At 71.5% G+C, this 26,887-nt stretch carries 22 protein-coding genes and 2 tRNA genes; 8 read left to right on the top strand and 16 right to left on the bottom strand.

The features are described 5' to 3' along the window. Nucleotides 1–110 precede the first annotated feature (110 nt). Both RBL05_RS10170 and soxR read right to left on the bottom strand, forming a co-directional pair. Nucleotides 111–740, bottom strand: a complete 630-nt coding sequence (locus tag RBL05_RS10170) for a superoxide dismutase (protein ID WP_308739585.1) — start codon at nucleotides 738–740, stop codon at nucleotides 111–113. Between the two features lie 211 nt (nucleotides 741–951). Next, a complete protein-coding gene (gene soxR / locus RBL05_RS10175) occupies nucleotides 952–1,455 on the bottom strand; it encodes a redox-sensitive transcriptional activator SoxR (protein WP_308739584.1) in 504 nt (167 codons plus the stop codon). A 105-nt stretch (nucleotides 1,456–1,560) separates the two neighbouring features. On the opposite strand from soxR, the gene fdxA reads away from it, so the two are divergent. The 4 genes from fdxA (at nucleotide 1,561) to RBL05_RS10195 (ending at nucleotide 5,413) form a co-directional block, all read left to right on the top strand. After that, nucleotides 1,561–1,890: a ferredoxin gene (gene fdxA, locus RBL05_RS10180; RefSeq protein WP_010551989.1), complete on the top strand. Its 330-nt coding sequence runs from the start codon at nucleotides 1,561–1,563 to the stop codon at nucleotides 1,888–1,890. A gap of 298 nt (nucleotides 1,891–2,188) precedes the next feature. Then, on the top strand, nucleotides 2,189–2,470 hold the full coding sequence (locus RBL05_RS10185) for a hypothetical protein (protein WP_308739583.1): 282 nt from the start codon (nucleotides 2,189–2,191) through the stop codon (nucleotides 2,468–2,470). A gap of 546 nt (nucleotides 2,471–3,016) precedes the next feature. Further along, nucleotides 3,017–4,903 carry a DUF222 domain-containing protein gene (locus RBL05_RS10190; protein WP_308739582.1) on the top strand — a complete coding sequence of 629 codons (1,887 nt, stop codon included), beginning with the start codon at nucleotides 3,017–3,019 and terminating at the stop codon, nucleotides 4,901–4,903. 105 nt (nucleotides 4,904–5,008) lie between these two features. Continuing rightward, nucleotides 5,009–5,413: a MerR family transcriptional regulator gene (locus RBL05_RS10195; protein WP_308739581.1), complete on the top strand. Its 405-nt coding sequence runs from the start codon at nucleotides 5,009–5,011 to the stop codon at nucleotides 5,411–5,413. Nucleotides 5,414–5,529: 116 nt separating this feature from the next. Here the strand turns inward: RBL05_RS10195 and RBL05_RS10200 are convergent, their stop codons facing one another. The 3 genes from RBL05_RS10200 to aceA all read right to left on the bottom strand — a co-directional run bounded on the left by RBL05_RS10200 (nucleotide 5,530) and on the right by aceA (nucleotide 10,303). After that, the gene (locus RBL05_RS10200) at nucleotides 5,530–7,011 is read right to left on the bottom strand and encodes an Hsp70 family protein (protein WP_308739580.1); all 1,482 of its coding nucleotides are present in this window, start codon (nucleotides 7,009–7,011) and stop codon (nucleotides 5,530–5,532) included. A 114-nt stretch (nucleotides 7,012–7,125) separates the two neighbouring features. Continuing rightward, nucleotides 7,126–8,811: a malate synthase A gene (gene aceB / locus RBL05_RS10205; protein WP_308739579.1), complete on the bottom strand. Its 1,686-nt coding sequence runs from the start codon at nucleotides 8,809–8,811 to the stop codon at nucleotides 7,126–7,128. 154 nt (nucleotides 8,812–8,965) lie between these two features. Next, nucleotides 8,966–10,303 (bottom strand): isocitrate lyase, encoded by a 1,338-nt coding sequence (gene aceA, locus RBL05_RS10210; RefSeq protein ID WP_308739578.1) that lies wholly within the window; start codon nucleotides 10,301–10,303, stop codon nucleotides 8,966–8,968. 167 nt (nucleotides 10,304–10,470) lie between these two features. On the opposite strand from aceA, the gene RBL05_RS10215 reads away from it, so the two are divergent. Beyond that, a complete protein-coding gene (locus RBL05_RS10215; protein ID WP_308739577.1) occupies nucleotides 10,471–12,075 on the top strand; it encodes a helix-turn-helix domain-containing protein in 1,605 nt (534 codons plus the stop codon). A gap of 267 nt (nucleotides 12,076–12,342) precedes the next feature. On the opposite strand, the gene RBL05_RS10220 is transcribed toward RBL05_RS10215, so the two are convergent. Together RBL05_RS10220 and RBL05_RS10225 are read right to left on the bottom strand one after the other, a co-directional pair. Further along, a complete protein-coding gene (locus RBL05_RS10220) occupies nucleotides 12,343–13,035 on the bottom strand; it encodes an SDR family NAD(P)-dependent oxidoreductase (protein ID WP_263311664.1) in 693 nt (230 codons plus the stop codon). 33 nt (nucleotides 13,036–13,068) lie between these two features. After that, nucleotides 13,069–13,698 (bottom strand): LysE family translocator, encoded by a 630-nt coding sequence (locus tag RBL05_RS10225; protein ID WP_308739576.1) that lies wholly within the window; start codon nucleotides 13,696–13,698, stop codon nucleotides 13,069–13,071. Between the two features lie 163 nt (nucleotides 13,699–13,861). Here RBL05_RS10225 and RBL05_RS10230 point away from each other — a divergent pair, with 163 nt between their 5' ends. Further along, complete coding sequence (locus RBL05_RS10230) at nucleotides 13,862–14,290, top strand: Lrp/AsnC family transcriptional regulator (RefSeq protein WP_053918947.1); 429 nt, start codon at nucleotides 13,862–13,864, stop codon at nucleotides 14,288–14,290. Nucleotides 14,291–14,320: 30 nt separating this feature from the next. Here the strand turns inward: RBL05_RS10230 and RBL05_RS10235 are convergent, their stop codons facing one another. After that, complete coding sequence (locus RBL05_RS10235) at nucleotides 14,321–15,553, bottom strand: nucleoside permease (protein WP_308739575.1); 1,233 nt, start codon at nucleotides 15,551–15,553, stop codon at nucleotides 14,321–14,323. Between the two features lie 164 nt (nucleotides 15,554–15,717). On the opposite strand from RBL05_RS10235, the gene RBL05_RS10240 reads away from it, so the two are divergent. Beyond that, nucleotides 15,718–16,854, top strand: a complete 1,137-nt coding sequence (locus tag RBL05_RS10240) for a glucose-1-phosphate adenylyltransferase family protein (protein WP_308739574.1) — start codon at nucleotides 15,718–15,720, stop codon at nucleotides 16,852–16,854. An 84-nt stretch (nucleotides 16,855–16,938) separates the two neighbouring features. Here the strand turns inward: RBL05_RS10240 and RBL05_RS10245 are convergent. The 5 genes from RBL05_RS10245 to RBL05_RS10265 form a co-directional block, all read right to left on the bottom strand. Continuing rightward, a tRNA-Ala gene (locus RBL05_RS10245) sits at nucleotides 16,939–17,014 on the bottom strand. A gap of 41 nt (nucleotides 17,015–17,055) precedes the next feature. After that, a complete protein-coding gene (locus RBL05_RS10250) occupies nucleotides 17,056–17,226 on the bottom strand; it encodes a DLW-39 family protein (protein WP_269364543.1) in 171 nt (56 codons plus the stop codon). Nucleotides 17,227–17,247: 21 nt separating this feature from the next. Further along, nucleotides 17,248–17,321 (bottom strand) — tRNA-Ile (locus RBL05_RS10255). A 104-nt stretch (nucleotides 17,322–17,425) separates the two neighbouring features. Next, nucleotides 17,426–18,820 carry a cryptochrome/photolyase family protein gene (locus RBL05_RS10260; protein WP_308739573.1) on the bottom strand — a complete coding sequence of 465 codons (1,395 nt, stop codon included), beginning with the start codon at nucleotides 18,818–18,820 and terminating at the stop codon, nucleotides 17,426–17,428. 130 nt (nucleotides 18,821–18,950) lie between these two features. Continuing rightward, nucleotides 18,951–19,829: a hypothetical protein gene (locus RBL05_RS10265; protein WP_308739572.1), complete on the bottom strand. Its 879-nt coding sequence runs from the start codon at nucleotides 19,827–19,829 to the stop codon at nucleotides 18,951–18,953. A gap of 342 nt (nucleotides 19,830–20,171) precedes the next feature. On the opposite strand from RBL05_RS10265, the gene RBL05_RS10270 reads away from it, so the two are divergent. Continuing rightward, nucleotides 20,172–20,651, top strand: a complete 480-nt coding sequence (locus RBL05_RS10270; RefSeq protein WP_308739571.1) for an aminoacyl-tRNA deacylase — start codon at nucleotides 20,172–20,174, stop codon at nucleotides 20,649–20,651. A gap of 483 nt (nucleotides 20,652–21,134) precedes the next feature. Here the strand turns inward: RBL05_RS10270 and RBL05_RS10275 are convergent, their stop codons facing one another. The 3 genes from RBL05_RS10275 to gyrB form a co-directional block, all read right to left on the bottom strand. Continuing rightward, a complete protein-coding gene (locus tag RBL05_RS10275; protein WP_308739570.1) occupies nucleotides 21,135–21,689 on the bottom strand; it encodes a DUF3566 domain-containing protein in 555 nt (184 codons plus the stop codon). 3 nt (nucleotides 21,690–21,692) lie between these two features. Continuing rightward, nucleotides 21,693–24,557, bottom strand: coding sequence for a DNA gyrase subunit A (gene gyrA / locus RBL05_RS10280; RefSeq protein WP_308739569.1), 2,865 nt, complete (start codon nucleotides 24,555–24,557; stop codon nucleotides 21,693–21,695). An 86-nt stretch (nucleotides 24,558–24,643) separates the two neighbouring features. Continuing rightward, complete coding sequence (gene gyrB, locus RBL05_RS10285; protein WP_308741183.1) at nucleotides 24,644–26,791, bottom strand: DNA topoisomerase (ATP-hydrolyzing) subunit B; 2,148 nt, start codon at nucleotides 26,789–26,791, stop codon at nucleotides 24,644–24,646. Nucleotides 26,792–26,887 lie beyond the last annotated feature (96 nt).

Below are 26,887 nucleotides of genomic sequence, written 5' to 3' on the forward strand. Positions count from 1 at the left end.
ACGCGGCTGTGCGGGGGTCCCCGGCATGAGGACGGCCCGCGTCCCCCTGCGTCAGGGGACACGGGCCGTCAGCACTCAGGGCATGAGGCCCCGGGATGAAGACTGCGGAATCAGGCCTGGGGCGCGACGAGACCGGACGCCGAGGAGCGCGCGGCCTCGAAGCGGGCCTGCACGTCGGCCCAGTTCACGATGTTCCAGATCGCCTTGACGTAGTCCGCCTTCACGTTCTGGTAGTCCAGGTAGAAGGCGTGCTCCCACATGTCCAGCTGGAACAGCGGGATCGTCGCGACCGGCACACCGTTCTGCTGATCGTAGAACTGCTCGATCACCAGGTTCCCGCCGATCGGCTCGTAGGCGAGCACCGCCCAGCCCGAGCCCTGGATGCCCAGCGCCGCCGCCGTGAAGTGCGCACGGAAGGAGTCGAACGAGCCGAAGTACTCATCGATCGCCTGCGCGAGCTCACCGGTCGGCTTGTCGCCGCCCTCCGGGGAGAGGTTCTTCCAGAAGATCGAGTGGTTCGTGTGACCGCCGAGGTTGAACGCCAGGTCCTTCGAGAACTGGTTGATCGACCCGAAGTCCCCGGCCTCACGCGCCGCGGCGAGCTTCTCCAGCGCCGTGTTCGCGCCCTTGACGTAGGTCGCGTGGTGCTTGGAGTGGTGCAGCTCCATGATCTTCCCCGAGATCGAGGGATCCAGCGCGCCGTAGTCGTAGTCGAGATCGGGAAGCGTGTACTCAGCCATGATCAGTCCTTCCTTTCGTCGAACCCCGCCGGTCCGCCCGGCGAGCAACAGCTCGACCATAGAACCTCAAGTCCACTAGAGGGCAAACCGGGGCGTCATACTTCGCCATCAGCGGACGGCTGTGGACTGGCGCGCGACGTCCCGGCGGCCGACGCCCCGCACCCGGCGGCCGTCTCGCGCGACTGCGCGGCGTCGGCCGCCCGCCCTGCACTCACGTCCGCTCGTCGGCGCCGTCGTCTCCTTCGTCGTCCTCGATGACGTCCTCGAGCCGGCGGGGCCCGGCGCCGGTCGCAGCGAGCGCGTCGTCGGGGTTCAGCAGCGCGCAGGCCTTCAGCGAGAGGCAGCCGCAGCCGATGCAGCCGGTCAGCTCGTGCTCGAGCCGCTCGATCGCGCGTCGACGCTCCTCGAGGGTGCGGCGCCAGCGGCGGGAGGCCCGCTGCCAGTCGGCGTGGGAGGGTGTGCGGTCCATGGGGACGTCGCCGAAGGCGGCGCCGACGTCGGCCAGCGGGATCCCGAGGCGCTTGGCGACCGAGACCAGGGAGACGCGGCGCAGCATGTGCCGGGCGTAGCGTCGCTGGTTCCCGGCGGTGCGCACGGAGGCGATGAGCCCCAGGTCCTCGTAGTAGCGCAGGGCGCTCGGGGCGACGCCGGTGCGTCGGCCCATCTCACCGATGGTCATGAGCTGCTCGGGCTCGTGGGGCGCATTCACGAGCATCCCCTCCCTCCGCCTTGACCTCAAGTGCACTTGAGATCCTACGGTGCTCGCAGCACCGCGGGAAGGACCCGCACCGCCCCACCGCTCCTGGGAGGACCGCCTCCGATGACCTACGTGATCGCCCTGCCCTGCGTCGACGTGAAGGACCGCGCCTGCGTCGACGAGTGTCCCGTCGACTGCATCTATGAAGGCAGCCGGATGCTCTACATCCAACCGGACGAGTGCGTGGACTGCGGCGCCTGCGAACCGGTCTGCCCGGTCGAGGCGATCTTCTACGAGGACGACACCCCGGACGAGTGGGCGGAGTACTACAACGCCAACGTCGAGTTCTTCGACGAGCTCGGAGCGCCCGGCGGCGCGGCGAAGATGGGCGTTATCGAGAAGGACCACCCGCTGGTCGCGGCGCTGCCTCCGCAGGAGAACCCGCTGGAGTGAGGTCAGCGGGTGCCCGGCGCGGTGCCGCGGAAGCGGTGCGGCTGGTCTGCTTCGACCCGTCGCAATGCGTTCATCCCGTGTCCCCTCGCCGTCGGCCCTTCCCGCGTCCGGTATGCCGCGGCGCACCAGTTCGTCACCGCGGAGCGCACTGCTCTCCCCAGGTGCCGCGAGCACGGCCCGCCAGCGCGAGCACCGCCGGACGCACCTCCGGGGGCCGAGCACCCGCGCAGTGCCCAGCAGGAGCGCGAGCAGGTGCGACACCCGGGCCACGTCGCACACTCCCCTCTACGATGCAAGCATGGACGACGCCCGTCCGCCCCGACGCGGGCGGCGCTCCCCCGGGGACCTCTCCCTCGCCCTCGGCCTGATCGCGCTGCTCTGCGCCCTGATCCCGATCATCGGCGACGTGCTCGCCGTGCCGCCGGGCCTCGCCGCCGTCGTCCTCGGATATGCCGGGGTCAGCCGCCACGACCGCGGTCTGGAGCACCGCGCGCTGCCCGCCTGTGCCGGCGCGGGATTCGGCGCGACCGCCCTGTTCCTCGTGGCGGTCTCGCTCATCGCCACGCACGACACCGCCTGAGGCCGACGGGACGGCCTCGACCTCCGGCCATCCCGCGAGTCGCCGGGGCGGGTGGGGTGCGCTCGCGCGGACCGGTTCGGCATGCTCGCGCAGCACTCACCGTCGCCTCGTACGTCTGTGCGATTGGGTGACCACGGAGACTCGACAGTTTCTCGGGTGACACCATCGTCGATAAACGAAAAGCAACCTCCGGGCGCGTGACTCGGATTCTCTCCGAGCCGACGGCGGCGACCGTTCCTGCTTCGTGAGCAGTGCGACCTCCCTGAACCCCGTTTCTCTCTGCCTCTCGCGGGACGACTCCCCCGCAGCTGTGGCATTCGGCATCGGCCCAGGGTGAACAGGACGATGTGTCCGAAGCATCGCACGTCGGAGCAGCTCGCCGGCCGCACTCTCCTGACGCGCATCCCGCCGCTGCCGCCGCATCCGGACAGGACCACCCTCCCCACTGTTCCTCCACACGCCCCGCTTTTCCACATTCTGTGCACAGCTGTGGAGGGTTTCTACCGGACTCTTCCCTCTATCAAACTGACATGCGATACTGGTCACATGACAGAGGATCCGCAGCGACGCGACGACACCGGGGAGGCCGACGACGGCCACCGTCCGGTGAACGACGTCCCGCCTGCGGATGACGCCGCTGAGGGCGCGCCGGTGCCGGTGGACGTACCCGTGCGTGTGGAGGAGAGAGCGGTCCTCGTCGGAGAGGTCGATGTCGCGGCGGCCCGGTCAGCCCTCATGACGCTCGGCGTGCAGGGCTCCCCGTCGCTCGACCGTCTGTCCGTGGCCGAGACCAAGACACTCCTGTCGAGCATCGTCGGGATCGAAGCTGCTCTGGATGCGGTGCGAGCTCGTGCGCTGGTGCGCCTCGAGGCCGCGGGGAAGGAGGACTGCCTGCAGGGCGAGGAGAGCCCGCGACAGGCGATGCAGGTCGCCCGCTCCGAGGCCTCGCGGATGCTCAAGGAGTCGCGGTCCGTGGCCGGTCGGAGCCTGGCGACCTGCCGTCGGCTGGTCCAGAGCATGCCGGGCATGCTCACCGCCCTGGCCGAGGGCACGCTGAACCCCCGCTCGGTGCACACCGTCGGCTCGGCCATGGGGCCGGTGCCGCCGCATGTGCGGGAACTGGTCGACACGATGCTCACCGCACAGCTCCCCGACCTGCAGGACTGCGGCACCCGGGAGATCTCCGACCACGTCGCGCGTTTGCTCCATGCGCTGGATCCGGAGGGGGCGGCGGAGCGCCATCGTCGGGCGATGAAGGATCGGCACGTCACGATCACGCGCGAGGACCACGGCATGGCCTCGGTGCGGGCGCTGATCCCGGCGATCGACGCCGCCCGGATCCGGAAGGGGCTGTCCGTCGCGGCGGAGGGCGCCCGCGCCGCCGGCGACCGGCGCGGCCACCAGCAGATCATGGCGGACATGTTCGCCGACGCCCTGGTCGGCCGGGGCGACGGCATCGATCCGACCACCCTGGACATCGGGATCATCATCACCGACCGGTCACTGCTCGCCCCGGCGCACGCCGACGCGGCGACGATCGAGGGATTCGGGCCGGTCCCCTACGACCACGTCCGCGAGGCGATGCTGCGGGCCCTGGACTCCGGGGGCGAGGACACCGACCTCGCGCTGACGATCCGGAACCTCTACGCCGACCTCGACACCGGCCAGCTCGTCGGTGTCGAGGCGAGGTCCAGAGCCTTCCCCGCCTCCCTGAGGCGCTTCCTCACGCTCGCCCACCAGACCTGCCGTGCACCGTTCTGCAATGCCCCGATCCGCCAGATGGACCACATCGTGCCCTGGTCGCAGGGTGGTGCGACCAGCCTCGACAACGGGAACGGCACCTGCGGAGGGGACAACCAGAAGGAGGATTTCGGGGAGAGCGTCCGCGTCATCCACGACGAGGACGGGACGCGGCGCACAGTCGAGTGGACCACCCGCTACGGCCAGAAGGCACGGCGGGGCGGCATCAACTTCGACCCGGTCGGCACCTACCGACGGCAGCGCCGTCGGCAGCTGGCGGAGTCCGGCATCGCAGGCCTGCCGGCGCCTCACACCGCAGGCTCGCCCATCTCGGCCCGTCCTGCTCTCCCCGCAGCCACCGCCGCCGATGGCGTCCTGCTGTCCGCTGCCGAGACTCCTCCCGTCGTCGAGGGCTCCCTCGAGACGGCGACCCCGCCCGTCGCATCGGCGCACGGCACCGGAGCGACCGGAGAGGAACCAGCGTTGGACGAGGGCTCGTCGGCGAAGGGATGGTCGACGATCTACCGCGCCTTCGACCGCCTGCAGCTGCGGATCACGGACCTGCCGATCATCCGGCCCCGCCCTGTCAGCGACGGCGTCCTCGTCCTGCTGGACGACATGGCCAGGGGCAGTGCTCCGAGACCGTCGCAGCCACCTGGACCGACGGACGCTCCCGAGCCCCCAGCGCACTGATCCGGAGACCGCACAGATCGGAGCAGGGCGTCACATCCATGTCATTTATCGCGACACGCCCCTGACCTGCATGATCTGACGGCGACTCAGGCATACTGTGGCGCCATGACCGCTGTTTACACCCGTGTGAACCCTGCTGTGAGCACCGGTGCTCCCGCACGCTTCGGCATCGGCGAGCTGTCCGCGCGCACTGGCGTGAGCGCCCGCTCACTGCGCTACTACGAGGAGCAGGGCCTGCTGACCCCGGCCCGCACCGCCGCCGGCCACCGACGCTTCGACGCCGAGGCGGTGGACCGCGTGCTGCTCGTGCAGCGGCTCTTCGCCGCCGGCCTCACGAGCACCGAGATCGCACCGCTGCTGCCGCCGCTGCTGGGGAGGTCCGACGGCGCGGCCGACGGGATCAACTCGCTGCGCGTCCACCGACGCGAGCTCGAGGGACGGATCGCCCGCCTCCGCGACACGGCGGAGATCCTCGACGAGGTGCTCGAGGAGTTCCCCGGCGCCCGCTGAGCGCGCCCGGACCGGAACGCAGATGTGCCCCGACTCGCGGGGCCACGCCCGGACCCCGGCGTGGAGGGACGGTCAGCGCGACTCTGCCCAGCACCGTTCCGCATCTCCCGCCGCCGTCACCCCCGTCGGGCGAGGCCGTACTCCCGGCTGAACCCGCTGTCCAGGTCCGTTATCCGCAGCGTCACCGCTCCGGAGGGGTGCAGCTCGTAGCGCTCCTCGATGCGGGGCCCGCCCTCGCGGCGCGTCACCTCCACCTCGGCGAGCGCCGCCTCGTCGAGCGAACGCAGCGCCGGGGCGAAGGGGAAGAGCACGTCCGCGAACGGGACCAGGTCCCCGCGCGGCTCGCCGCTCGCATCCAGCGCCGCATGCTCCACGACGCGGAACCAGCCCAGGTCGTGCGCGGCGGTGTAGCTCCGGGTCACGGTTGTGGCGCCGCTGGTCGGCAGGGGCGCGTCGGGGGTGAGGACCTGGTCGAAGGAGACCCCCTCCCCCGCTCTGACCTCGCGGAACACGCCGATGCCGCGGGAGAGGCGGTCGGCGAGGGTGACCCCGGAGTCCGGGTCCGCGGCGATCGCGAGGCCGATCGCGGTGGAGGCCGCCGGGTACGGGGAGCGGTGCACGCGGCGGCCGAAGCGCTCGCGCAGCATCCGTCCCACCAGCGGCAGACCGGACCCGCCGCCGACGAGATAGATCCCGGCGATGCCGGACTCCGCATCGAGCTCCCCCACCAGCGGGGCCATGACCTCGAGGGTCCGCTCGATCAGCGGCGCGGCCGCGGCGTAGAAGTCCTCGACCGGGAGGATCACGGGGTCGTGCTCCTCGCCGAGGTCGATCATCATCCGACGCGTCTGCGGCAGCAGACGCTCCTTCGCCGCGCGGCACTCCTCGCGCAGCGCGTCCACGGCAGGCGCCCCGAGCTCCTCCACGGTCAGCCCTGCCCGCTCCAGCACCAGCTCGAGCAGCACCTGGTCGACGTCGTCGCCGCCGAGACGGCTGACGCCGTGGCTGCCGAGCACGGCGTGCCCGCCGCCGTCGGCCTCCACCAGCGAGCTGTCGAAGGTGCCGCCGCCGAGGTCGTAGACCGCGATGCGGGTGCGTCGGGCGGTGAGGCTGCGGGACTGGTGGTGGGTGTACTCGAAGCCGGCCGCGGAGGGCTCGTTGAGCAGGGCGACCACGTCGGTGCCGGCGCGCCGGAAGGCCTCGAGCGTCATGATCCGCTGGGCGGAGTGGGCGTGGGCGGGGACCGAGGCGGCGACCTGGCCGACCGGGACCGGCAGCGCCTCCCGCACCGCGGTGAGATAGGCGGTGATGAGGTCCAGCAGCAGGTGCTCGCGCCCGCCGAGCCGGACCGTCGTGCCGGGGTGCGTATCCGGGTCGCCGAGCAGTCGCTTGAAGGAGCGCAGGTGAGGGGCGCCGGCGCGGGCTGCGCGCTCCGCCTCGAAGCCGTGGACGAGCCGCCCGTCGACCTCGGCGATCACGGAGGGGAAGTGGCCGTGCTCGTCCCCGTCGGGGTCCGTGAACGGGAGGACGGGATAGTTGCCGCGGTCCACGCCCGCCGCGATGGTGCGGGTGGTGCCCATGTCGATGCCGATGCGCATGGCCCGAACATAGCCGGGTCGGCGCACGGGTGTCCGATCTGTCCGGAACGCTCGACCGAGCGCCCTCCGGACCTCACCCGTGCACCGACCCGGCGCACCGTCACCTGCCCAGCATCACCCCAGGTGGCGCTCGTACGCGCCGTTCGTGAGGAAGGCCGGGAACTCGTCGCCGAGGACCGCCTCCTTGAGCAGCTCGGCCGCCTCGGCGATGCGGCTGCCCTGCTCGGTGTCGAGCTCGAGCACGGCCCGGTCGATGAAGTACTCGACCCGCTCCCGCGTCACCGGCATGCCCTCGTCGGTGAGCATCCCCTGGGTGATCCACTGCCACAGCTGCGAGCGGGAGATCTCCACGGTCGCCGCGTCCTCCATCAGGTGGTCGATCGCGACGGCGCCCGAGCCGCGCAGCCACGCGTCCAGGTAGCGGAGGGACACGCGGATGTTCTGCCGGATCCCCTGGGCGGTGATGGCCCCGCCCTCGACCTCGAGATCGAGCAGGTCCTCGGCGGTCACGTGCACGTCCTCGCGCAGCCGGTCCACCTGGTGCGGGCGCTCGCCCAGGACCGCGTCGAACTCCGCCTGCGCGGCCGGAACCAGGTCCGGATGCGCCACCCAGGTGCCGTCGAAGCCGTCGCTCGCCTCGCGCTGCTTGTCCTCGGCCACCATGACCAGCGCCTGCCGCGTCACCTCGGGGTCGTGGCGGTCGGGGATGAAGGCGCTCATCCCGCCGATCGCATGCGCGCCGCGGCGGTGGCAGGTCGCGACCAGCAGCTCGGTGTACGCCCGCATGAACGGCACCGTCATCGTCAGCTGCGAGCGGTCCGGGAGCACGCGGCGTCGGCCCCGGTCGCGGAACATCTTGATGATCGAGAAGAGATAGTCCCAGCGTCCCGCGTTCAGCCCCGCGCAGTGATCGCGCAGCTCGTAGAGGATCTCCTCCATCTCGAAGGCCGCGGGCAGGGTCTCGATGAGCACGGTCGCGCGGATCGTGCCGTGCTCGATGCCGAGCCGGCGCTCGGCGGTCGTGAACACCTCGTCCCACAGCCGCGCCTCGAGATGGGACTCGAGCTTGGGCAGGTAGAGATAGGGGCCGGAGCCGCGCTCGATCAGCTCGCGCGCGTTGTGGAAGAGGTACAGCCCCGCGTCGACCAGCGAGGCGGAGGCCCGCATCGAGCGGCCGTCGGCCCTCACCCAGCGCAGATGCTGCTCGGGCAGGTGCCAGCCGCGGGGCCGGAACACGATCGTCGCGGTCTCCTCGGCCAGGCGGTACTCCTTGCCGTTCTCGCCGGTGAAGTCGATCTGCCGACGAATCGCGTCGTGCAGGTTCAGCTGCCCGTCGATGACCGCGTCCCAGGTGGGGCTCAGCGCATCCTCGTGGTCGGCGAGCCACACCCTCGCCCCGGAGTTCAGGGCGTTGATCGTCATCTTCCGGTCGGTGGGGCCGGTGATCTCGACGCGCCGGTCCTCGAGGCCCGGCCCGGGGCCTGCGACGCGCCAGCTGCGGTCCTCGCGGATCGCACGGGTGGCGGGGAGGAAGTCGAACATGGCCCCGCCCGCGATGGACTCCCGGCGCAGGGTGCGGGCGGTGAGCAGCTCGGTGCGTCGGCTCGCGAAGCGGTCGTGCAGCAGGGCGAGGAAGTCGAGCGCCTCGGGGGTGAGGATCTCCTCGAAGCGGGGCCCCAGGGGGCCGACGACCTCGAGGCGTCCGCGCGGGGTGCTGCGGTCGGGGGCCGACGGGTCGGTCGAGGTGCCGGCGGCGGGGCGCTGCTCGGAGAGGGGGCGGCGGTAGTCGATGAGGGTCATGGGGAGGTCCTTCCGGGACACGTGGCTGGTCAGGAGGGTCGAAGGGGTCCGGCGCGGGGTGGCGGGCCGAGGGAACGGGTCAGGTGGACGCTGGTTCTTCGCCCGGGGGCGGCGGGGTCTCCGCTCGCGGCCCCGGGAACGGGGCCGACGGCGCTCAGTGGAACTGGGCCGTCTCGGTGGAGCCCGCGAGGGCGAGCGTGGACGAGGTGGGGTTCAGGGCGGTGGCGACCCGGTCGAAGTAGCCGGTGCCCACCTCGGCCTGGTGACGGTGGGCGGTGAAGCCGTGCTCGGCCGAGGCGAACTCCGCCTCCTGCAGCTCGACGAAGGCGCTCATCTGCCGGTCGCGGTAGCCGCTGGCCAGCTCGAACATGGCGTGGTTCAGGGAGTGGAAGCCGGCCAGGGTGATGAACTGGAAGGCGTAGCCCATCGCGGCGAGCTCGCGCTGGAAGCGGGCGATCTGCGCATCGTCCAGGTGACGCTTCCAGTTGAAGCTCGGCGAGCAGTTGTAGGCGAGCTTCTGGTGCGGGAACCGCGCGTGGATCGCCTCGGCGAAGCGGCGGGCGAGCTCGAGGTCCGGGGTGGAGGACTCGACCCACAGCAGATCCGCGTACTCCGCATACGCCAGACCTCGCGCGATGACGGGCTCGATCCCGGGGGTGATCTCGTAGAAGCCCTCCGCGGTGCGCTCCCCGGTGAGGAAGGGGCGGTCGCGCTCGTCGACGTCGCTGGTCAGCAGGGTCGCGGCGAGCGCGTCGGTGCGCGCGATGATCACCGTCGGGGTGCCGGAGACGTCCGCGGCAAGGCGGGCGGCGTTCAGGGTGCGCACGTGCTGGGAGGTCGGGATGAGCACCTTCCCGCCCAGGTGGCCGCACTTCTTCTCGCTCGCCAGCTGGTCCTCCCAGTGCACGCCCGCGGCGCCCGCCTCGATCATCGAGCGCATCAGCTCGTAGGCGTTCAGGGCGCCTCCGAAGCCGGCCTCGGCGTCGGCGACGATCGGCGCCTGCCAGTCGCGGCTGGTGGTGCCGGTCTCGGCGAACTCGATCTGTCCGGCGCGCAGCAGCGCGTTGTTGATCCGGCGCACGACGGAGGGGACGGAGTTGGCGGGGTAGAGCGACTGGTCGGGATAGGTCTGGCCGGAGAGGTTGGCGTCGGCGGCGACCTGCCAGCCGGAGAGGTAGATCGCCTTCAGCCCGGCGCGGACCTGCTGGACGGCCTGGTTGCCGGTGAGCGCGCCGAGGGCGGAGATCCAGGAGCCGGGGTCCTCGTCGTTCTCGCGGATCAACTCCCAGAGGCGCTCGGCGCCGCGGCGTGCGAGGGTGTGCTCCTCGCGGACGGGGCCGGTGAGGGAGAGGACGTCCTCGGCGCTGTGGTCGCGGCGGACCCCCGCCCAGCGCGGGTCGATCTCCCAGTCGCGGGCGAGCTCCTCGGCGGTCATGGTCGGGTCCCCGGGGCGGGTGGCGCTGCGCGGGGCGGAGGGGGTCGGGGTGGTCATCATCGGCTCCTCGGGCTGGTCCGGCGGCCGGTGGGGCTGCCGTCCTCGACGAACTTCGTCGAGTGGTCACACTCTTGCCGCTCCGCAACCCCCTCAGAAGGTCCGATAGCGAAGAACTTCCGCGATATTTCTGTTCTTCAGAAGTAATCTGTGTCACTGTGGCCCGCATGACCGCTCAGCCCCGCACCTCCGGCCGACGTCCCGACGACGCCGCACGACGGCCCGCTGCCAGCACCGGCTCCAGCACCGGCGCCCCCGGCGCACCTGCTCCCGGAGCGCTCGCGCCCGATCCCGACGACGAGGTCGACCCGCTGCTCATCGGCCGAAGGATCCGTGCCGCGCGCACCGCACGCGGCCTCTCCCTCGCCGAGCTCGCCACGGCCCTGGACCGCGCACCCTCGCAGCTGTCCGTGATCCAGAACGGCAAGCGCGAGCTGCGCCTCGGGGAGCTGCGCCGGATCGCGCGCGTGCTCGAGGTGGGGGTCGAGGACCTGCTGGACCCCGAGCCCCCGTCGCGTCGGGCGGCGCTCGAGATCGCGCTCGAGAAGGCGCAGGCCGGAGCCCTCTACCAGGGGCTCGGCCTACCGGACCTGCCCGTGCGCAAGACCCTCTCCGACGCGGCGATCGAGACGATCCTGACCCTGCACGAGGAGCTGCGGCGCCTGCACGAGCAGCGGGCCGCGACCCCGGAGGAGGCACGGCGCGTCAACGGACAGCTGCGCCAGGAGCAGTCCGAGGCCGGCAACTACTACCCCGCCCTCGAGGAGACGGCGCGGGAGCTGCTGGCCCGGATCGGGCACAGCGGCGGCCCGCTCTCGCACCGCAAGGTCTCGTTGCTGGCCGAGGAGCTCGGCTTCTCCCTCCACTCGGTGCCGGACCTCCCCCACTCGGCCCGCTCGATCACCGATGCGTCCTCGATGCGGATCTACCTGCCGCTCGGGCGCGATGCCGCCGACCCCCGCACCACGGTGCTGCAGGCCCTGGCCGCGCACGTGCTGGGGATGGGCGAGCCGGCCGACTACGGGGAGCTGCTGCGCCAGCGGGTGGAGGTGAACTATCTGGCCGCGGCGATGCTGGTGCCGGAGGCGGGGGCGAGCGAGCTCCTGCAGCGGGCGAAGGCGCAGCGGGAGCTGTCGGTCGAGGATCTGCGCGACGAGTTCGCCGTCACCTACGAGCTGGCCGCGCACCGCTTCACGAACCTCGCCACCCATCACCTCGACATCCCGGTGCACTTCCTCAAGGTGCACTCCTCGGGCGCGATCGTGAAGGCCTACCAGAACGACCACGTCCGCTTCCCCACCGATGCGCTCGGCGCGGTGGAGGGGCAGCTGGTGTGCCGCTGGTGGAGCGCGCGGCGGGTGTTCCGCTCCGAGGACCGGATGCGGCAGTACAGCCAGTACACCGACAAGCCCGGCGGCACCTACTGGTGCACCTCCCGCATCGAGTCCGGCTCCGGCGGGGAGTTCTCCATCTCGGTGGGCACCGACTTCGCGCACACGAAGTGGTTTCGGGGCCGAGAGACGAGCGTGCGCCACTCCTCGAGCTGCCCCGACCCGGACTGCTGCCGGCGCCCCGCGCCCGAGCTGGTCGAGCGCTGGCACGGCTCGGTGTGGCCGGTCGCGCGACTGCACGCCTCGCTGCTCGCCGCGATGCCGACGGGCACCTTCACCGGAGTGGACCGGGTGGCGATGCTCGAGTTCCTCGAGCGGCACGCACCCTCGGAGCCGCAGGCGCCGGCACAGCCGCAGGCGCAGTCGGCCGACGGGAGCTGAGCAGACGGGGACTGGGCGCAGGGACCGGCTCGGAGACGTCGCCGGACCGGGTCGATCGAACGCGCCGGTCAGGGCGGTCCCGGGATCCCTCGGAGCTCGTCGGGCGCCCAGGCCGGCCAGTCCGGATCCCCGATCCGCACCCCATTCTCGAACCTCGCGCACAGCCGGAACAGCGCCGAGGCCCGGGAGTTGTCACGCACCTCCGCCACGACGCACGACAACCCCGGGACCGCGCGGAGCGCACCGGCCCCGGGGCCGTCGGCCTGCTCACCAGGTCAGCTCACGGCGGGGTCGGACGTGGATGTCCGTGAGCTGCACGTCCTCGCTCGCGGTGATGGCCATGACCACCGCTCTCGCGACGGAGGAGGGGCGGATCAGCTCGCCCCGGTCGACGTCCCCTCCGAACATCGGGGTGTCCGTGGGGCCGGGGTACACGGTCGAGACCCGCACTCCGTTCCCCTCCTCCTCGGCGCGCAGGCCGTTCGCGAGCGCCCGGAGCGCGTGCTTGCTCGCGGCGTACGGGGCATTGCGGGGACGGGCGGCGGTGCCGGCGCCCGAGTTCACGAGCACCACGGTGCCGCGCGCGTCGCGCAGGGCCGGCAGGGCGTGCCGGACGAGCGCCGCACCGGCGGTGACGTTGAGGGCGAAGACCCGTTCCCAGTCCGCATCGGCCGTGTCCTCGACCCGGGTCGACGGAGAGATCCCGGCGGCGTGGACCAGGGCGTCCACGCGGTCGGGCATGAGCGCGGCGAGGTCGCCCGTGAGCAGGTCCGCGGCGCGCGGGGTGATCAGCGCGGAGGCCTCCTCGAGCTGCCCGAGGGCCTCGCGGTCGCGGCCGACGGCGATCACCCTCCAGCCGAGCTCGGCGAGCTGCAGGGCGACCTCGCGGCCGATCCCGCTGGTCGCGCCGGTGACGAGAGCCGTGCGAGGGGTGGTGCTGTGCTGTTCGGCGGTGGTCATGCGTCCAGTCTGCTGCCGACCGGCGGCGCGGGTCTAGCCGTGCACGACCCCGAGCACGAGCAGCACCGCGAGCGCGCCGTAGACGGTGCCGGCCGCGCCGTCGAGCAGGTAGCGCACGCGCGGCCGGCTGAGCACGGCGTCGCGGAAGAGCCCCGCGGCGCTGCCGATCGCGAGATCGGTGAGCAGGCCGGTCAGCTGCAGCAGCAGGCCCAGCATGAGGATCTGCGCGAAGGGGTTCTCCCCGGAGCCGCCCGTCGTGCCCAGGAACTGGGGCAGGAAGGCGACGAAGAACAGCGCGATCTTGGGGTTGGTGATGTTGACGACGAAGCCGCGGCGGAAGACGTTCGGCACGACCGAGGCCTCCGCGAGCGGTGCGCCGGCGCGGCGCCAGGTCGTGATCGCGAGGAACGCCAGGTAGCCGGCGCCGGCCAGGCGGATCGCGTCGAGCGCGGCCGGCAGCTGGGTCAGGGCGACGCCGAGCCCCGTCGCCGCGACGAGCACCCAGATCGTCATCGCCGAGGTGACCCCGAAGGCGCCCTGGACGGCGGCGCGCCTGCCCTGGTTGATGCCGGTGGCGACCATGAACGCCATGTCCGGTCCAGGAGTCACGAGGATGACCGTGACGGCCAGCAGGAAAGCGGGCAGGACGGACACGTCGAGCACTTCTCACCACCTTGATCTCACTGCGGGAGGAGCTCCCGGAATCACGCCCTCACCTGGGCCGGTAGTGACTCTAGGAGGCGGCGATGCGGCGTCGCAACGATCGAGATGCCGGACAGAACGGCACCATGGGGAGCACTCTGCTGGGCGGTATTACGCTGTCTGCGTGCTCGACGATCTCGACTACCGCCTCATCGCCCTCCTCCGCGCGAACAGCCGCACCCCGGTGGCCGTCCTCGCCCGCGAGCTCGGGGTCAACCGCTCCACCGTCACCTCGCGGATCGACCGCCTCGTGGACAACGGCGTGATCGAGGGGTTCACGATCCGGGTCAGCGGCGACATCGAGCACGACTCGGTCCAGGGCGTGATGCTCGTCGCGACCGAGAACAGCCGCAGCCCCGAGATCGTGCGCGAGCTGCGCGGCTATCCCGAGCTCGAGCAGTTCCACTCCACCACCGGCACCTGGGACCTCGTGCTGCAGATCCGGGCGCGGAACCTCGCCGAGTTCGACCTCGTCCTCGAGCGGGTCCGGGCGATCCCGGGCGTGCGCACCACGCAGACGAACCTGCTGTTCAGCTCGCTGCGGACGGTGTGACGCAGGGCTCCCCCCGGACTCCGGGCCGCCTCAGGCCCCCTGCGGCACCTCCGCCGCCTCGACCGTCTCCCGCTCCCGGAAGAGCGCGGCGAAGAACAGCGCGACGCCGACGGCGAGCGCGGCCGGGATGAGCCAGACGATGCGCCAGTCGTGCGTGCCGTCTGCCGCGAGGAAGGCGTCGACGATCGGGCCGGAGATCAGGGAGCCGATCAGCAGGCCGACGCCGTAGGTCGCGAGCGAGATCAGGCCCTGGGCGGCGCTGCGCACATGCTTCGGGGCGAAGCGGTCGGTGTAGATCTGCCCGGCGACGAAGAAGAAGTCGTAGCAGACCCCGTGCAGCACGAGGCCGATGATCACCAGCCACAGCAGGGAGCCGGCGTCCCCGAACGCGAACAGGGCGTAGCGCAGCGCCCAGGCGAGCATGCCGATCAGCAGCGTCCACTTCACGCCGAGCTTCTTCAGCATCAGCGGCATGATCAGCAGGAACAGCGCCTCGGAGACCTGCCCGAGGGACTGCACGGCCGCGGCGGACTGCACCCCGATCTCGTTGAGGTAGAGGTTGGTGAAGTTGTAGTAGAAGGCCAGCGGGATGCAGATCAGGATCGAGGCGAGGAAGAAGACCAGGTAGGAGCGGGACTTCAGCAGCGCGAGGGCGTCGAGGCCCAGCACGTCGCGCACGGTGACGCGCTCGCCCGTCGTCTCCGGCGGGGTGTGCGGGAGGGTGAAGGCGTAGACGCCCAGCAGCGCCGAGCCGATCGCGGCCATGACGAAGGTGTTCTCGAGCGCTCCCCCGGCCTCCCAGCCGAGCCAGCCGATGAGGAGTCCCGCGACGATCCAGCCGATGGTGCCGAACACGCGGATCGCCGGGAACTGCCGCTCGGGGCTGGTCAGGCGGCGGAAGGAGATCGAGTTCGCGAGCGCGAGCGTCGGCATGAAGGAGATCATCGCCAGCAGCGCGAACACGAAGAACGCCCCGAACTCGCCCTGCCGGCCGGCGAGGAAGAGCATCACGGCGCTGAACAGGTGCAGCACGCCGAGGATGCGCTGCGCGGCGAACCAGCGGTCCGCGATCAACCCCACGATGAAGGGGGCGAGGATCGCACCGAGGGACTGGGTGAGGAAGGCCAGGGCGATCTGGCTGCCGCTCGCACCGAGATCCGCGGCGAGGTACGTGCCGAGCGTGACGAACCAGGCGCCCCACACGAAGAACTCCAGGAACATCATCGTCGAGAGTCGGAGGCGGATGACGGGGTCGAGTGTCATGAACGGAGAATCTAGCCGACCGTCCACCGGAACGGGAGGGGCGCGGCCACGGACTCCGCGCGACCGGATCGCGGACCGGCGGCGTCTCGGCGGGGCGGCCGACGGGCTGGACCCGCCGGTCGGTCCACTCCCCCCTCGCGCGTCACGGCCGTACCCTGGCCCGTATGCGCATCCCCCGCACCCTCGCGATCGTCCTCGCCGGCGGACAGGGCTCCCGGATGGGAGCGCTCACCGACGAGCAGGCCAAGCCCGCCCTCCGCGTGGGCGGCTCCTACCGACTGATCGACATCGCCCTGTCCAATCTCGCCAACAGCCACCTCAGGGCGGTGTGGGTGGTCGAGCAGTATCTCCCGCACTCGCTGAACGAGCACCTGTCGGCCGGCCGGCCCTGGGACCTCGACCGCACCCACGACGGGCTGCGCACCCTCACCCCCTTCGAGGGCGCCGAGGGCGAAGGCTTCGCCACCGGCAACAGCGACACCCTGTGGAGGCAGAAGGAGCTCATCGCCGAGTTCGCCCCGGAGATCGTGCTGGTGCTCAGCGCCGATCACCTCTACACCATCGATCTGCTGGACGTGCTGGACACGCACGCGGCCGCCGACGCCGAGCTCACCATGGTCACCACCCGCCTCCCGCAGGACGCCTCCCGCCACGGCGTGGTGCGCACCGGGGAGGGCGGCATCGTCGAGGAGTTCTGGTACAAGCCGGAGGACCCGCCCACCGATCTCGTCGCGACCGAGATCTTCTGCTTCGACGCCCCCGCGCTGCTCGAGGCCCTGCAGACTCTGCCGGAGCAGGTCGGCGAGCTGCAGGACTGGGGCGACGACCTCATCCCCCACTTCGTCGAGCGGCACCGGACCGTCGAGCACCGCCTCGAGGGGTACTGGAGAGACATCGGCACCCTCGCCTCGTACTGGGAGGCGCACATGCACCTGCTCGACGGCGACGGCGTGACCCTCGACGATCCCGACTGGCCGATCTTCTCCGCCCAGCCTCAGCTGCTGCCCGCCCGAGTCCGGGACGGCGCCGCGGTGAGCACCTCCCTGCTCGCCCAGGGCAGCGACGTGGCCGGCAGCGTGACCCGCAGCGTGATCAGTCCCGGCGCGGTCGTCGAGGCCGGTGCCGAGCTGGTGGAGTGCGTCGTCCTCGACGGTGCGCACGTGGGTGCCGGAGCCCGTCTGCGCGGCTGTCTCGTGCAGGACGATGCGCAGGTCCCGCCCGGGGCCCGTCTGGGCGACGACGACGTCGTCACGCTCGTGGGCGTCGACGGGACGGTCGCGGAGACCACGGCGCGGCAGTGAGGCCGGCCCGAGCCGACGGCGGTGCGGACACGACTGGACACGCAGAAGGCCCCTCCCGGGGGAGGGGCCTTCGTCTGTCCTGCCTGGTGGAGACTAGGGGGGTCGAACCCCTGACCTGAAGCTTGCAAAGCTACCGCTCTACCAACTGAGCTAAGTCCCCGTGGGTGGTGCCGATCGTACTCGCTGCGGCACCGGTGCGGATCAGGAGTGCTGCGCCTGCTTCTGCGCCGCCATGTCCTGCTCGACGGAGACGCGCTCCGCCTCGTTCCACAGATCGTTGCGGATCCGGTCGGACTCGACCTTCCGCCAGGTGAGGATCCCCGCGACAGCCGTGGTGAGCACGACAGCGGTGGTCGCGATGAACTTCTTCATGAGTTCCTCCGATCCTCGAAGTGGGCCTAGCTGGACTTGAACCAGCGACCTCTGTCTTATCAGGACAGCGCTCTAACCGACTGAGCTATAGGCCCGTGCAGGGCGATCTCGGGACGAATCCCGGGGATCTCCGCCGACGCATAACGCTACCCCGAACAGCCCCACCCCGTCCAACCGACCCGGACCGCTGTTCGCGAGGTCACACCCCGTCCGGCGAGCCCCTGACCTCCTCGTAGGCGGCCAGTGCGTCTCGCCGCGAGTCGCGCAGGTCCACGATCGGGTCGTCCCGGCGCTCGGTGCCGATCTCGGGCACCCACCGTCGCACGTAGTCGCCGTCGGGGTCGAAGCGCTCCTGCTGACGGGCAGGGTTGAACACGCGGAAGTACGGCGCGGCGTCGTCCCCGCTCCCCGCCACCCACTGCCAGTTGAACGGGTTCGAGGCCTCGTCGGCGTCCACTAGCGTGTCCCAGAACCACTCCTCGCCGCGCCGCCAGTGCTGCCGGAGATTCTTGGTGAGGAAGGAGCCGGTCACGAGCCGCACCCGGTTGTGCATCCACCCGGTCTCCCAGAGCTGTCGCATTCCGGCGTCGACGAGGTCGATGCCGGTGCGTCCCCGCTGCCAGGCGCGGAGCTCCTTCGCGTCCTCCCGCCAGTCGAAGCGGTCGAACTGTCGACGGACGTTGCGGATCGCGAGATCCGGCAGGTGGAACAGCCGGTGCCAGGCGAACTCCCGCCACAGCAGCTCCCTGCGGAAGGACTCCGGGCCCGTGCCGCGGCCGCACTCCACGCTCCGATGCCACACCTCGTGGGGCGAGACCTCGCCGAAGCGCAGATGCGGGGACAGACGGGTGGTCCCCTCCGTGGCGGGCCGTTCCCGGTCCTCCGCGTACGCGCCCAGCACCCCGTCGAGGTCCTCGAGGCGCTGCCGGGCGCCCTGCTCCCCCGGGGACCAGGCCTCGCGCAGCCCACCCGCCCAGTCCGGCGACGTCGGGATCCAGCCCCGACGGTCGAGGACCCGCTCGAGGTGCTCCTCGCGGAGCCAGGTGCGCATCTCGTGCCCGCCGGCGCGCACTCCGTCGGGCGGTCCGGCCAGACGCGGCGGGAGGCCGGCGGCGGCGCGGGGCGGACCCGCCTCGCCGCAGGCGCGGGCGAAGGCCGAGTACACCTTGTACGGGTCGCCGGACTGCGTGGTGATCGTCCAGGGTTCGTGTAGCAGATAGCCGTCGAAGCTCTCCGCCCGCAGGCCCTGCTCGCGCAGCGCGCTCTTCAGCCGAGCATCCACGGCCCTGCGGGGGGCGTGGTACCGGCGGTTCCACAGCACGGAGTCGGCGCCGCTATCACGCACCAGCTGGGGGATCAGCTCCTCGGGGTCCCCGCTGACGAGCACCAGCGGGACGCCCAGTGCGCGCAGCGCAGCGCCGAGGCGCGCCAGCGAGTGGTGCAGCCACCACAGGGTCGCCCCGCCCAGGTCCCGCACGCCCTCGATGCGCTCGTCGACGTGCACGGCGATGACGGCGCCGTCCTCCGCGGCGGCGGCGAGCGCGGGATTGTCGTGCAGGCGCAGGTCGTCGCGCACCCACCAGAGAGCGGTCATCGGAGGTGCTCCTGTCCTCGACGGATCACGGGTGGGCGAGGGGCCCGTCATTCCGTAGCCTAGCTAGCGAATGATCGCCGTGAAACATCCGCCGCCGCCTGTGCCCTGACTGCCCGGGCTGGTGCGGAGCTCAGCGCCTCGGCAGCCCGTCGGCGACCACGAGGCGGTGCTCGCGGGCGAGGTCGTGCACCAGGTCCGGCTGCGCGGCGAGCCGGCCGCAGACCTCCGCAGCGTCGCCGATCAGGCGCGTCTCGCCGGTGAGTCCCTGGAGCTCGTCGAACAGCTCCTGCTGCCGGTGCCGCAGCGGGATCGGCACCCCATCGCGGGCCAGCACGCCCCATCGCGAGGCGTAGACGTCCACGTGCTCCGGACGCTCACCCGTCGCGAGCACGAGCGGGACGTCCGCCGCGCCGAGCCGCAGCCGGTCGTAGTTCGGCTCGGTCTGGTCGACGACAGCCAGCTGCTCCTCGTCGAACCAGGTCGCGACCAGCTCCATCCGCTCACCCTCGGCGCGGTACGGGGCGGCGGGCACGTAGCCGGGAGCGGCGGCCCGCGCGACATGGCCGACGGCGAGGCCGTGCACGGTGCAGCGCACGAAGGGCGTGGTCACGTCCAGCTCGCGCCCAGCGCGTCGGTACTTCCGCGCGATGGTCCGGGGAGTCTGGTTGGAGCCGACGGCGAGGACCAGGGTCCGTTCGGCCAGCGGCGCGGCGCCCGCCGCGGCGAGGGCCCGCTCGATCTCCCGGCGGTCCACGAACGGGCGGTCCTGGTCCTCGGCCGGACGCTCCCGGGCGACGCGGTCGGCCTCCCGACCGGCGTGGTGCAGGCCGTCCCCGGCCGATCCGCCGTCGTCCGCGGCGTCGTCGTGCCGCCCGCCGCCGTCCGCGCCCGGTTCGAGACCCACCACCCCGTCGGCCAGCAGGAGAGCGGAGGTCGCCGACGGCCCAAGCCACGGGTACTCCTCGGGGGCGACGGCGGCAGGCAGGGAATCGGGACACGCGACGGACATCCCTCGACCGTAGCGCGGCGCCCGCGAGCTCCCCAGGTCAGCTCGACCGCGCTCACGTCCGCCGCCGACGGCGTCACTTTGGCCAGGCTCGCCGAGTCGATCGTGGCTCCCGCGCACAGGGGACGACGACTGGGCGCCGCCCTGGTCGACCACGTCCGGGAGGACCTGGAGCCGATGAGGCCGAAGCGGATCGTGCTGCAGGCGTGTCCGAGGCGGTCCGGCCGCTGTACGAGAGGGCGGGCTGGACGCCGCTCGAGGGTCCCGACGGCCGGATGGAGCTGCGCTCCCGGAGACTGCGCGCCCGGTCACTGCACTCCCGGGGTCGGGGCCTACGCTGGCCCTATGAGCGAGCAGCGTGCGACCGACGCCCTGGAGGCCCTGGGCCTGCCCCACGAGATCACCCGGCACGGGAGGGTCGGCTCCCTCGCCGAAGCCGCTGCGGCCCGCGGCGTCGAACCCCGCGACATCGTCAAGACCCTCGTGGTGCGACGCGGCGAGGGCGACTTCCTCTTCGTGCTGGTGCCCGGGGACCGGGAGATCTCCTGGCCGAAGCTGCGCGCGCTGCTGGGCGTGAACCGCTTGTCGATGCCGGACAAGGAGGTCGCCAAGGAGGTCACCGGCTACGAGCGCGGCACGATCACGCCCTTCGGCGCGGCCACGGCCTGGCCGGTGGTGGCCGACGCGTCCCTGGCCGGGGATCCCGAGCGGCGGATCTCGATGGGCGCCGGCGCGCACGGCGTCGCCGCGACCGTCCCCGCCGAGGAGACCCTCGCCCGCCTCGACGCCCAGGTCGCCGACGTCACCGAGCTCCATCAGCCCTGACCCCGGGCGGACGGCAGGTATCCGGCACCCCGCCCTGGACCACCGACACCCGACACCCGACATCCGACACTCGACGCTCGACACTGGCCGGCGGATCCCCCGTCCCTAGCGAACCAGGGTCTTTGGGACCGCCATTCGCCAATGTTTGCTGCGCTGGCGACTCATGGCGACCCCCGCATGAATCCTCCGGGCCACAAAAGGTGCTCACCAGGAGGCCGCGCCCACCCGAGGCGTGGCTCTGAGCCGGAATGAGGGTATTCCGCCACAGAGCCACGTCTCCCCTGCCGGCCCCTCGGGGCACGGGGCGAGGGTCGGATGGTCCCGGAGACGACGACGCCGCCGGCCTCGGGGAGGCGCGGCGGCGTCGATGGAGTCGCCCGTGCCCTGCGGGCGAGCCTGTCACCTGCGGCCGGGCGGGTCAGTGCCCGGCAGGGCGAGCAGGGCGGGCGGGCATCGCGGAGGGCATGCCCGCCGGCCGGGGACTCACTCGTCGGTGAAGGTCATCTTCAGCCCGCCCAGCAGCGCGGCGACGAGGTTGTAGAGGAAGGCGCCCAGGGTGCCGAGCGCGGTGATGATCACGACGTTCACCACCGCGACGATGGTGCCGTAGCTGGTCATCTTCGAGAAGCTGAAGAACTCCATGAAGGGCAGCGGGTTGCCGCCGTTCAGGTCGCGGCCCAGCTGGTCGATCTTGCCCCACAGGCCGATCGCCTCGACGAGGTTCCACAGCAGCACGACCGCGATCACGGTCGCGATGCCGACGGCGATCGCGACGAGGAAGGACAGCTTCATCACCGAGAACGGGTCCAGGCGGGCCAGGGTCAGGCGCACCCGGCGCGGGCCGCGGCGCTCCTTCTCCACCCCGCCGGTCGGTGCCGACTTCTTCGGGCTGCGGCTCGCGCCGCGGGCCGCGGAGCCCTTGCCGGAGCCGAGCCCCTGCTCCGACGGCGAGGAGGCGCTGTCGAAGGCCGGGAGCTTCGAGGTGGACTCGGCGGCGTCGGTCTTCCCGGTGCCGGTCCTGGAGTCACTGGTGCTCACGGGTCACTCCTCGTTCTGGTCTGCGTCGTCGGGCGAGGTCTCGGACTCGTCAGAGCCTAGAGCATCGCCCTGCCCGTCCTCGGTCGCGGGGCCGGCGGTGTCGGAGTTCTCCACATCCTCCTCGCCTGCGGCCTCGTCGGCCGAGGCGGGGCTCGCCGCGCTGTCCGCGGAGCCCTCACCGCCGTCGCCGGCGTCCTCGAGGACCGGCTTCTCGGCCTCGTCCTCGTCGAGCTCGCTCTCCGGGCCGGTGGTGACCAGCAGGATGCGGTCGCCCTTGTCGGGCTTGGCGAAGGTGACGCCCATGGTGGTGCGGCCCTTCGGCGGCACCTCGGAGACCTTCGAGCGGACCACGCGGCCGCGCTCCATCACGACCAGCAGCTCGTCGGTCTCCTCGACGACGGCGGCGCCGGCGAGGTGGCCGCGGTCGTCGGGCAGCTTCGCGACGCGGATGCCGAGGCCGCCGCGGCCCTGGAGCCGGTACTCGTCGATGCTGGTGCGCTTGGCGAAGCCGCCGTCGGTCACGGTGACCACGAAGGTGCCGGGGCGCACCACGTCCATCGCCAGCAGCTGGTCGTCGTGGCGGAACTTCATACCGGTGACGCCGCTGGTGGCGCGGCCCGTCGGGCGCAGCACGTTGTCCGCGGCGGGCATGCGCACGCTCTGGCCGTTGCGGGAGACGAGCAGCAGCTCGTCGTCGCCGTTCACGGCGCGGGCGGCGATGACGCGGTCGGGGCGGGTGCCGTCGATGCCGTCGACGTCGCGCAGGTTGATCGCGATGATGCCGCCGGTGCGGTTGGAGTCGAAGGCGGTCATCGCCGTCTTCTTGACCAGGCCGGACTCGGTGGCGAGCACCAGGTACTCGGCGTCCTCGTAGGAGCCGATCGCGAGGACGGAGGCGATGCGCTCGTCGGGCTGGAAGGCCATCAGGTTCGCCACGTGCTGGCCCTTCGCGTCCCGCGGCGCCTCGGGCAGCTCGTAGCCCTTGGCGCGGTAGACCCGGCCCTGGTTGGTGAAGAACAGCAGCCAGCGGTGGGTGGTCGTGGTGAAGAAGTGCTCGACCACGTCGTCCTCGCGCAGGGACGCGCCGCGCACGCCCTTGCCGCCGCGCTTCTGGGCCCGGTACTGGTCCTCGCGGGTGCGCTTGACGTAGCCGCCGCGCGTGATCGTGACGACCACGTCCTCCTCGGGGATGAGGTCCTCCATCGACATGTCGCCGTGGAAGGGGAGGATCTGGGTCCGACGGTCGTCGCCGTACTTGTCGACCAGCTCGCCGAGCTCCTCGGAGACGATCTGCCGCTGCCGCGCCGGGTCGGCGAGAATCGCCCGGTACTCCTCGATGAGGGCCTGGAGCCGGTCGTGCTCCTCGATGATCTTCTGGCGCTCCAGGGCGGCCAGGCGGCGCAGCTGCATCGCGAGGATGGCGTTGGCCTGGATCTCGTCGATCTCGAGCAGGTCGATCAGCCCGGTGCGGGCCTCGTCGACGTCCGGGGAGCGGCGGATCAGCGCGATGACCTCGTCCAGCGCGTCCAGCGCCTTGAGGTAGCCGCGGTAGATGTGGATCTGCTCCTCGGCCTTCTTCAGGCGGAACTTGGTGCGGCGCACGATGACGTCGATCTGGTGCTTCGTCCACTCGCGCACGAAGGAGTCGATCGAGAGGGTGCGGGGCACGCCGCCGGAGAGGGCGAGCATGTTCGCGGAGAAGTTCTCCTGCAGCTGGGTGTGCTTGTAGAGGTTGTTCAGCACCACCTTCGCCACGGCGTCGCGCTTGAGGGTGATGACCAGGCGCTGGCCGGTGCGGCCGGAGGTCTCGTCGGTGATGTCGGCGATGCCCTGGATCTTGCCGAGCTTGACCATCTCCGCGATCTTGCGGGCGAGGTTGTCGGGATTGACCTGGTAGGGCAGCTCGGTGACGACGAGCGCCATGCGGCCACCGATCTCCTCGGTGGAGACGACGGCGCGCTGGGTGATCGAGCCGCGGCCGGTGCGATAGGCGTCCTCGATCCCGTCGGTGCCGACGATCGTGGCGCCGGAGGGGAAGTCGGGGCCCTTGATGAACTTCATGCACGCTTCGAGCAGCTCGGGCTTGGTCGCCTCGTGGTTCGTCAGCAGCCACTGGACGGCGTCGGCCACCTCGCGCAGGTTGTGCGGCGGGATGTTCGTGGCCATGCCGACGGCGATGCCGGCGGAGCCGTTGACCAGGAGGTTCGGGAAGCGGGCAGGGAGGACGGAGGGCTCGTCGACGGTGTTGTCGTAGTTGCCCTGCATGTCCACGGTGTCCTGCTCGATGTCGCGGACCAGCTCGAGGGCCAGCGGCGCCATCTTGCACTCGGTGTACCGGGGGGCGGCCGCGCCGTCGTCGCCGGCGGAGCCGAAGTTGCCCTGGCCCAGGATCAGCGGGTAGCGCATGTTCCAGGGCTGGACCAGGCGGACCATCGCGTCGTAGATCGCGGAGTCGCCGTGGGGGTGGTAGTTGCCCATGACCTCGCCGACGACCTTCGCGCACTTGGAGAAGGAGCGGTCGGGGCGGTAGCCGCCGTCGTACATGGCGTAGACGATGCGGCGGTGGACGGGCTTGAGGCCGTCGCGCACGTCCGGGAGGGCGCGCGAGACGATGACGCTCATCGCGTAGTCGAGATAGGAGCGCTGCATCTCCTGGTTGAGGTCGACCTGGGTGATGCGGTCGACCTCGTCCTCGTCGAGGGGGTCGACGAGCGTGACGGTGCGGGAGGCGGCCTCGTCGGCCGAGAGCTCGCTGGAGCCCTCGGGCATCTCCTGACCGCCGATCCCGGCGCTCTCGGCGGGGGTCGGGGTCTCGGCCGACGGCTGGTCGTCCTCGGGGCCGGTGGGGTCGTTCGGGGTGTCGCTCATGGCGGGGAGGGCCTTTCGGGTGGGGCCGGTGGGTCGTGGGGGCCCCGGGGGTGCGCGAGAGGGGTCGGCGCCGCCCCGGGGCCCGCTCAGATGTCGAGGAAGCGGACGTCCTTGGCGTTCTCCTGGATGAAGCGGCGCCGGGACTCGACGTCGTCGCCCATCAGGACGGAGAAGATGGTGTCCGCGTCGGCGGCCTCGTCGACCGTGACCTGCTTGAGGGTGCGGGAGGAGGGGTCCATGGTGGTGGACTGCAGCTCCTTCCAGTCCATCTCGCCGAGGCCCTTGTAGCGCTGGATGCCGTTGTCCTTGGGGATGCGGCGCCCGGCGGACTGCCCGGCGGCGAGGCGCTCGTCGCGCTCCTCGTCGCTGAAGACGTACTCGTGCGGGGCGTTGGACCACTTCAGGCGGTACAGCGGCGGCATCGCGATGAACACGTGGCCCAGCTCGATCAGCGGCCGCATGTAGCGGAACAGCAGCGTCAGCAGCAGGGTGCAGATGTGCTGGCCGTCGACGTCCGCGTCGGCCATCAGGATGATCTTGTGGTACCGCAGCTTGGTCGCGTCGAAGTCCTCGCCGATGCCGGTGCCGAAGGCGGTGATCAGCGAGCGGACCTCCTGGTTGTCGAGCGCCCGGTCGAGCCGCGCCTTCTCCACGTTCAGGATCTTGCCGCGGATGGGGAGGATCGCCTGGGTGCGCGGGTCGCGGCCCTGCACGGCGGAGCCGCCGGCGGAGTCGCCCTCGACGATGAAGATCTCGGACTCGGCGGGGTTGCGGGAGGAGCAGTCGCGCAGCTTGCCGGGCATGCCGCCGGTCTCCAGCGGGGACTTCCGACGGGTCGCGTCGCGGGCCTTGCGGGCCGCCTCGCGGGCCATCGCCGCGGCCTGGCCCTTCAGCACGATCGCCTTGGCCTCGTTCGGGTGGGACTCGAACCAGTCGGTGAGCTGGTCGGTCATCACCTTGACCATGAAGGTGCGGGCGATGGTGTTGCCGAGCTTGGTCTTGGTCTGGCCCTCGAACTGCGGCTCGCCGAGCTTCACGGAGATCACCGCGGTGAGGCCCTCGCGGATGTCCTCGCCGGTGAGGTTGGCGTCCTTCTCCTTGAGCAGGCCCTGGGCGCGGCCGTAGCGGTTCACGATCGAGGTGAGCGAGGAGCGGAAGCCCTCCTCGTGGGTGCCGCCCTCGTGGGTGTTGATCGTGTTGGCGTAGGTGTGAACGGAGTCGGTGTACGCGCCGGTCCACTGCATCGCGACCTCGACGGAGATCTTCGCGTCCGTGTCCTCGGACTCGAAGGAGATGATGTCGGGGTGGATCACCTCGGCGCGCTTGGCCGAGTTGATGAACTCGACGAAGTCCTGCAGGCCGCGCTCGTAGAGGTAGGAGACCGTGCGGGGGCCGCCCGAGGTCTCGCCCTGCTCGGCCTTCTCGGCCTCGAGCTCGACGTCGACCTCCTGGTCCTCCTCGGCCTCGTCGGCCTCGTCGGCGCGCTCGTCGGTCAGCGTGATGCGCAGGCCCTTGTTGAGGAAGGCCATCTGCTGGAACCGCTTGCGCAGCGTCTCGAAGTCGTACACGGTCGAGTCGAAGATCTCGCCGTCGGCCCAGAAGGTGATGGTGGTGCCGGTCTCGTCGGTCTCCTCGCCCTTCTCGAGCGGGGCGACGGGGACGCCGCGGGAGTAGGCCTGGCGCCAGACGTGGCCCTGGCGGCGGATCTCGACCTCCATGCGGACGGAGAGGGCGTTGACCACGGAGGAGCCGACGCCGTGCAGACCGCCGGAGACGGCGTAGCCGCCGCCGCCGAACTTGCCGCCCGCGTGCAGCACGGTGAGCACCAGCTCGACGGCGGGCTTGTTCTCGGTGGGGTGCATGTCCACGGGGATGCCGCGGGCGTGGTCGACGACGCGCACGCCGCCGTCGGCGAGGAGGGTGACCTCGATGGTGTCGCCGTGGCCGGCCATCGCCTCGTCCACGGAGTTGTCGACGATCTCCTGGACCATGTGGTGCAGGCCGCGCTCACCGGTGGAGCCGATGTACATGCCGGGGCGCTTGCGGACCGCCTCGAGGCCCTCGAGGACGGTGATGTCCGAGGCCTCGTAGTGCTCGGGCGCACGAGCCGCCTTCTCGCCCGCGGTGGTCGGCGCCGGGGCCGCGGGGGCCGTCTCCGCCTCGGGAGCCGGTGCTGCGCCGTCCGCTCCCGGTGACGGGTCCGAGGTGCCCTCGGGCAGGTCCTGGTCGGGCATGGGGCGGTCGCTGTCGCTCACCTGATGTGGCTCCTCGCAGTCCGGTCGTCCCTCGGTCGGACGGACCGAGGGTGGTCCGGCGGCACCGTGCGGCGG

It is taken from the genome of Brachybacterium sp. GU-2, from assembly GCF_030866705.2.
Lineage (GTDB): Bacteria > Actinomycetota > Actinomycetes > Actinomycetales > Dermabacteraceae > Brachybacterium > Brachybacterium conglomeratum.

Bases quoted from the DNA above. Each gene is read 5' to 3' on its own strand.
- aceB (WP_308739579.1), bottom strand. From the start codon at position 8,811: ATGACCCTCATCGACTACCGCCGCCCCCTCTCCGAGCAGCGCCCCGCC.
- RBL05_RS10190 (WP_308739582.1), top strand. From the start codon at position 3,017: ATGACAGAGGATCCGCAGCGACGCGACGACACCGGGGAGGCCGACGAC.
- RBL05_RS10250 (WP_269364543.1), bottom strand. From the start codon at position 17,226: ATGAAGAAGTTCATCGCGACCACCGCTGTCGTGCTCACCACGGCTGTC.
- RBL05_RS10220 (WP_263311664.1), bottom strand. From the start codon at position 13,035: ATGACCACCGCCGAACAGCACAGCACCACCCCTCGCACGGCTCTCGTC.
- RBL05_RS10170 (WP_308739585.1), bottom strand. From the start codon at position 740: ATGGCTGAGTACACGCTTCCCGATCTCGACTACGACTACGGCGCGCTG.
- RBL05_RS10185 (WP_308739583.1), top strand. From the start codon at position 2,189: ATGGACGACGCCCGTCCGCCCCGACGCGGGCGGCGCTCCCCCGGGGAC.
- RBL05_RS10240 (WP_308739574.1), top strand. From the start codon at position 15,718: ATGCGCATCCCCCGCACCCTCGCGATCGTCCTCGCCGGCGGACAGGGC.
- aceA (WP_308739578.1), bottom strand. From the start codon at position 10,303: ATGACCACCCCGACCCCCTCCGCCCCGCGCAGCGCCACCCGCCCCGGG.
- RBL05_RS10200 (WP_308739580.1), bottom strand. From the start codon at position 7,011: ATGCGCATCGGCATCGACATGGGCACCACCCGCACCATCGCGGCGGGC.
- RBL05_RS10195 (WP_308739581.1), top strand. From the start codon at position 5,009: ATGACCGCTGTTTACACCCGTGTGAACCCTGCTGTGAGCACCGGTGCT.
- RBL05_RS10215 (WP_308739577.1), top strand. From the start codon at position 10,471: ATGACCGCTCAGCCCCGCACCTCCGGCCGACGTCCCGACGACGCCGCA.
- RBL05_RS10265 (WP_308739572.1), bottom strand. From the start codon at position 19,829: ATGTCCGTCGCGTGTCCCGATTCCCTGCCTGCCGCCGTCGCCCCCGAG.
- fdxA (WP_010551989.1), top strand. From the start codon at position 1,561: ATGACCTACGTGATCGCCCTGCCCTGCGTCGACGTGAAGGACCGCGCC.
- RBL05_RS10260 (WP_308739573.1), bottom strand. From the start codon at position 18,820: ATGACCGCTCTCTGGTGGGTGCGCGACGACCTGCGCCTGCACGACAAT.
- gyrA (WP_308739569.1), bottom strand. From the start codon at position 24,557: ATGAGCGACACCCCGAACGACCCCACCGGCCCCGAGGACGACCAGCCG.
- soxR (WP_308739584.1), bottom strand. From the start codon at position 1,455: ATGCTCGTGAATGCGCCCCACGAGCCCGAGCAGCTCATGACCATCGGT.
- gyrB (WP_308741183.1), bottom strand. From the start codon at position 26,791: ATGCCCGACCAGGACCTGCCCGAGGGCACCTCGGACCCGTCACCGGGA.
- RBL05_RS10235 (WP_308739575.1), bottom strand. From the start codon at position 15,553: ATGACACTCGACCCCGTCATCCGCCTCCGACTCTCGACGATGATGTTC.
- RBL05_RS10270 (WP_308739571.1), top strand. From the start codon at position 20,172: ATGAGCGAGCAGCGTGCGACCGACGCCCTGGAGGCCCTGGGCCTGCCC.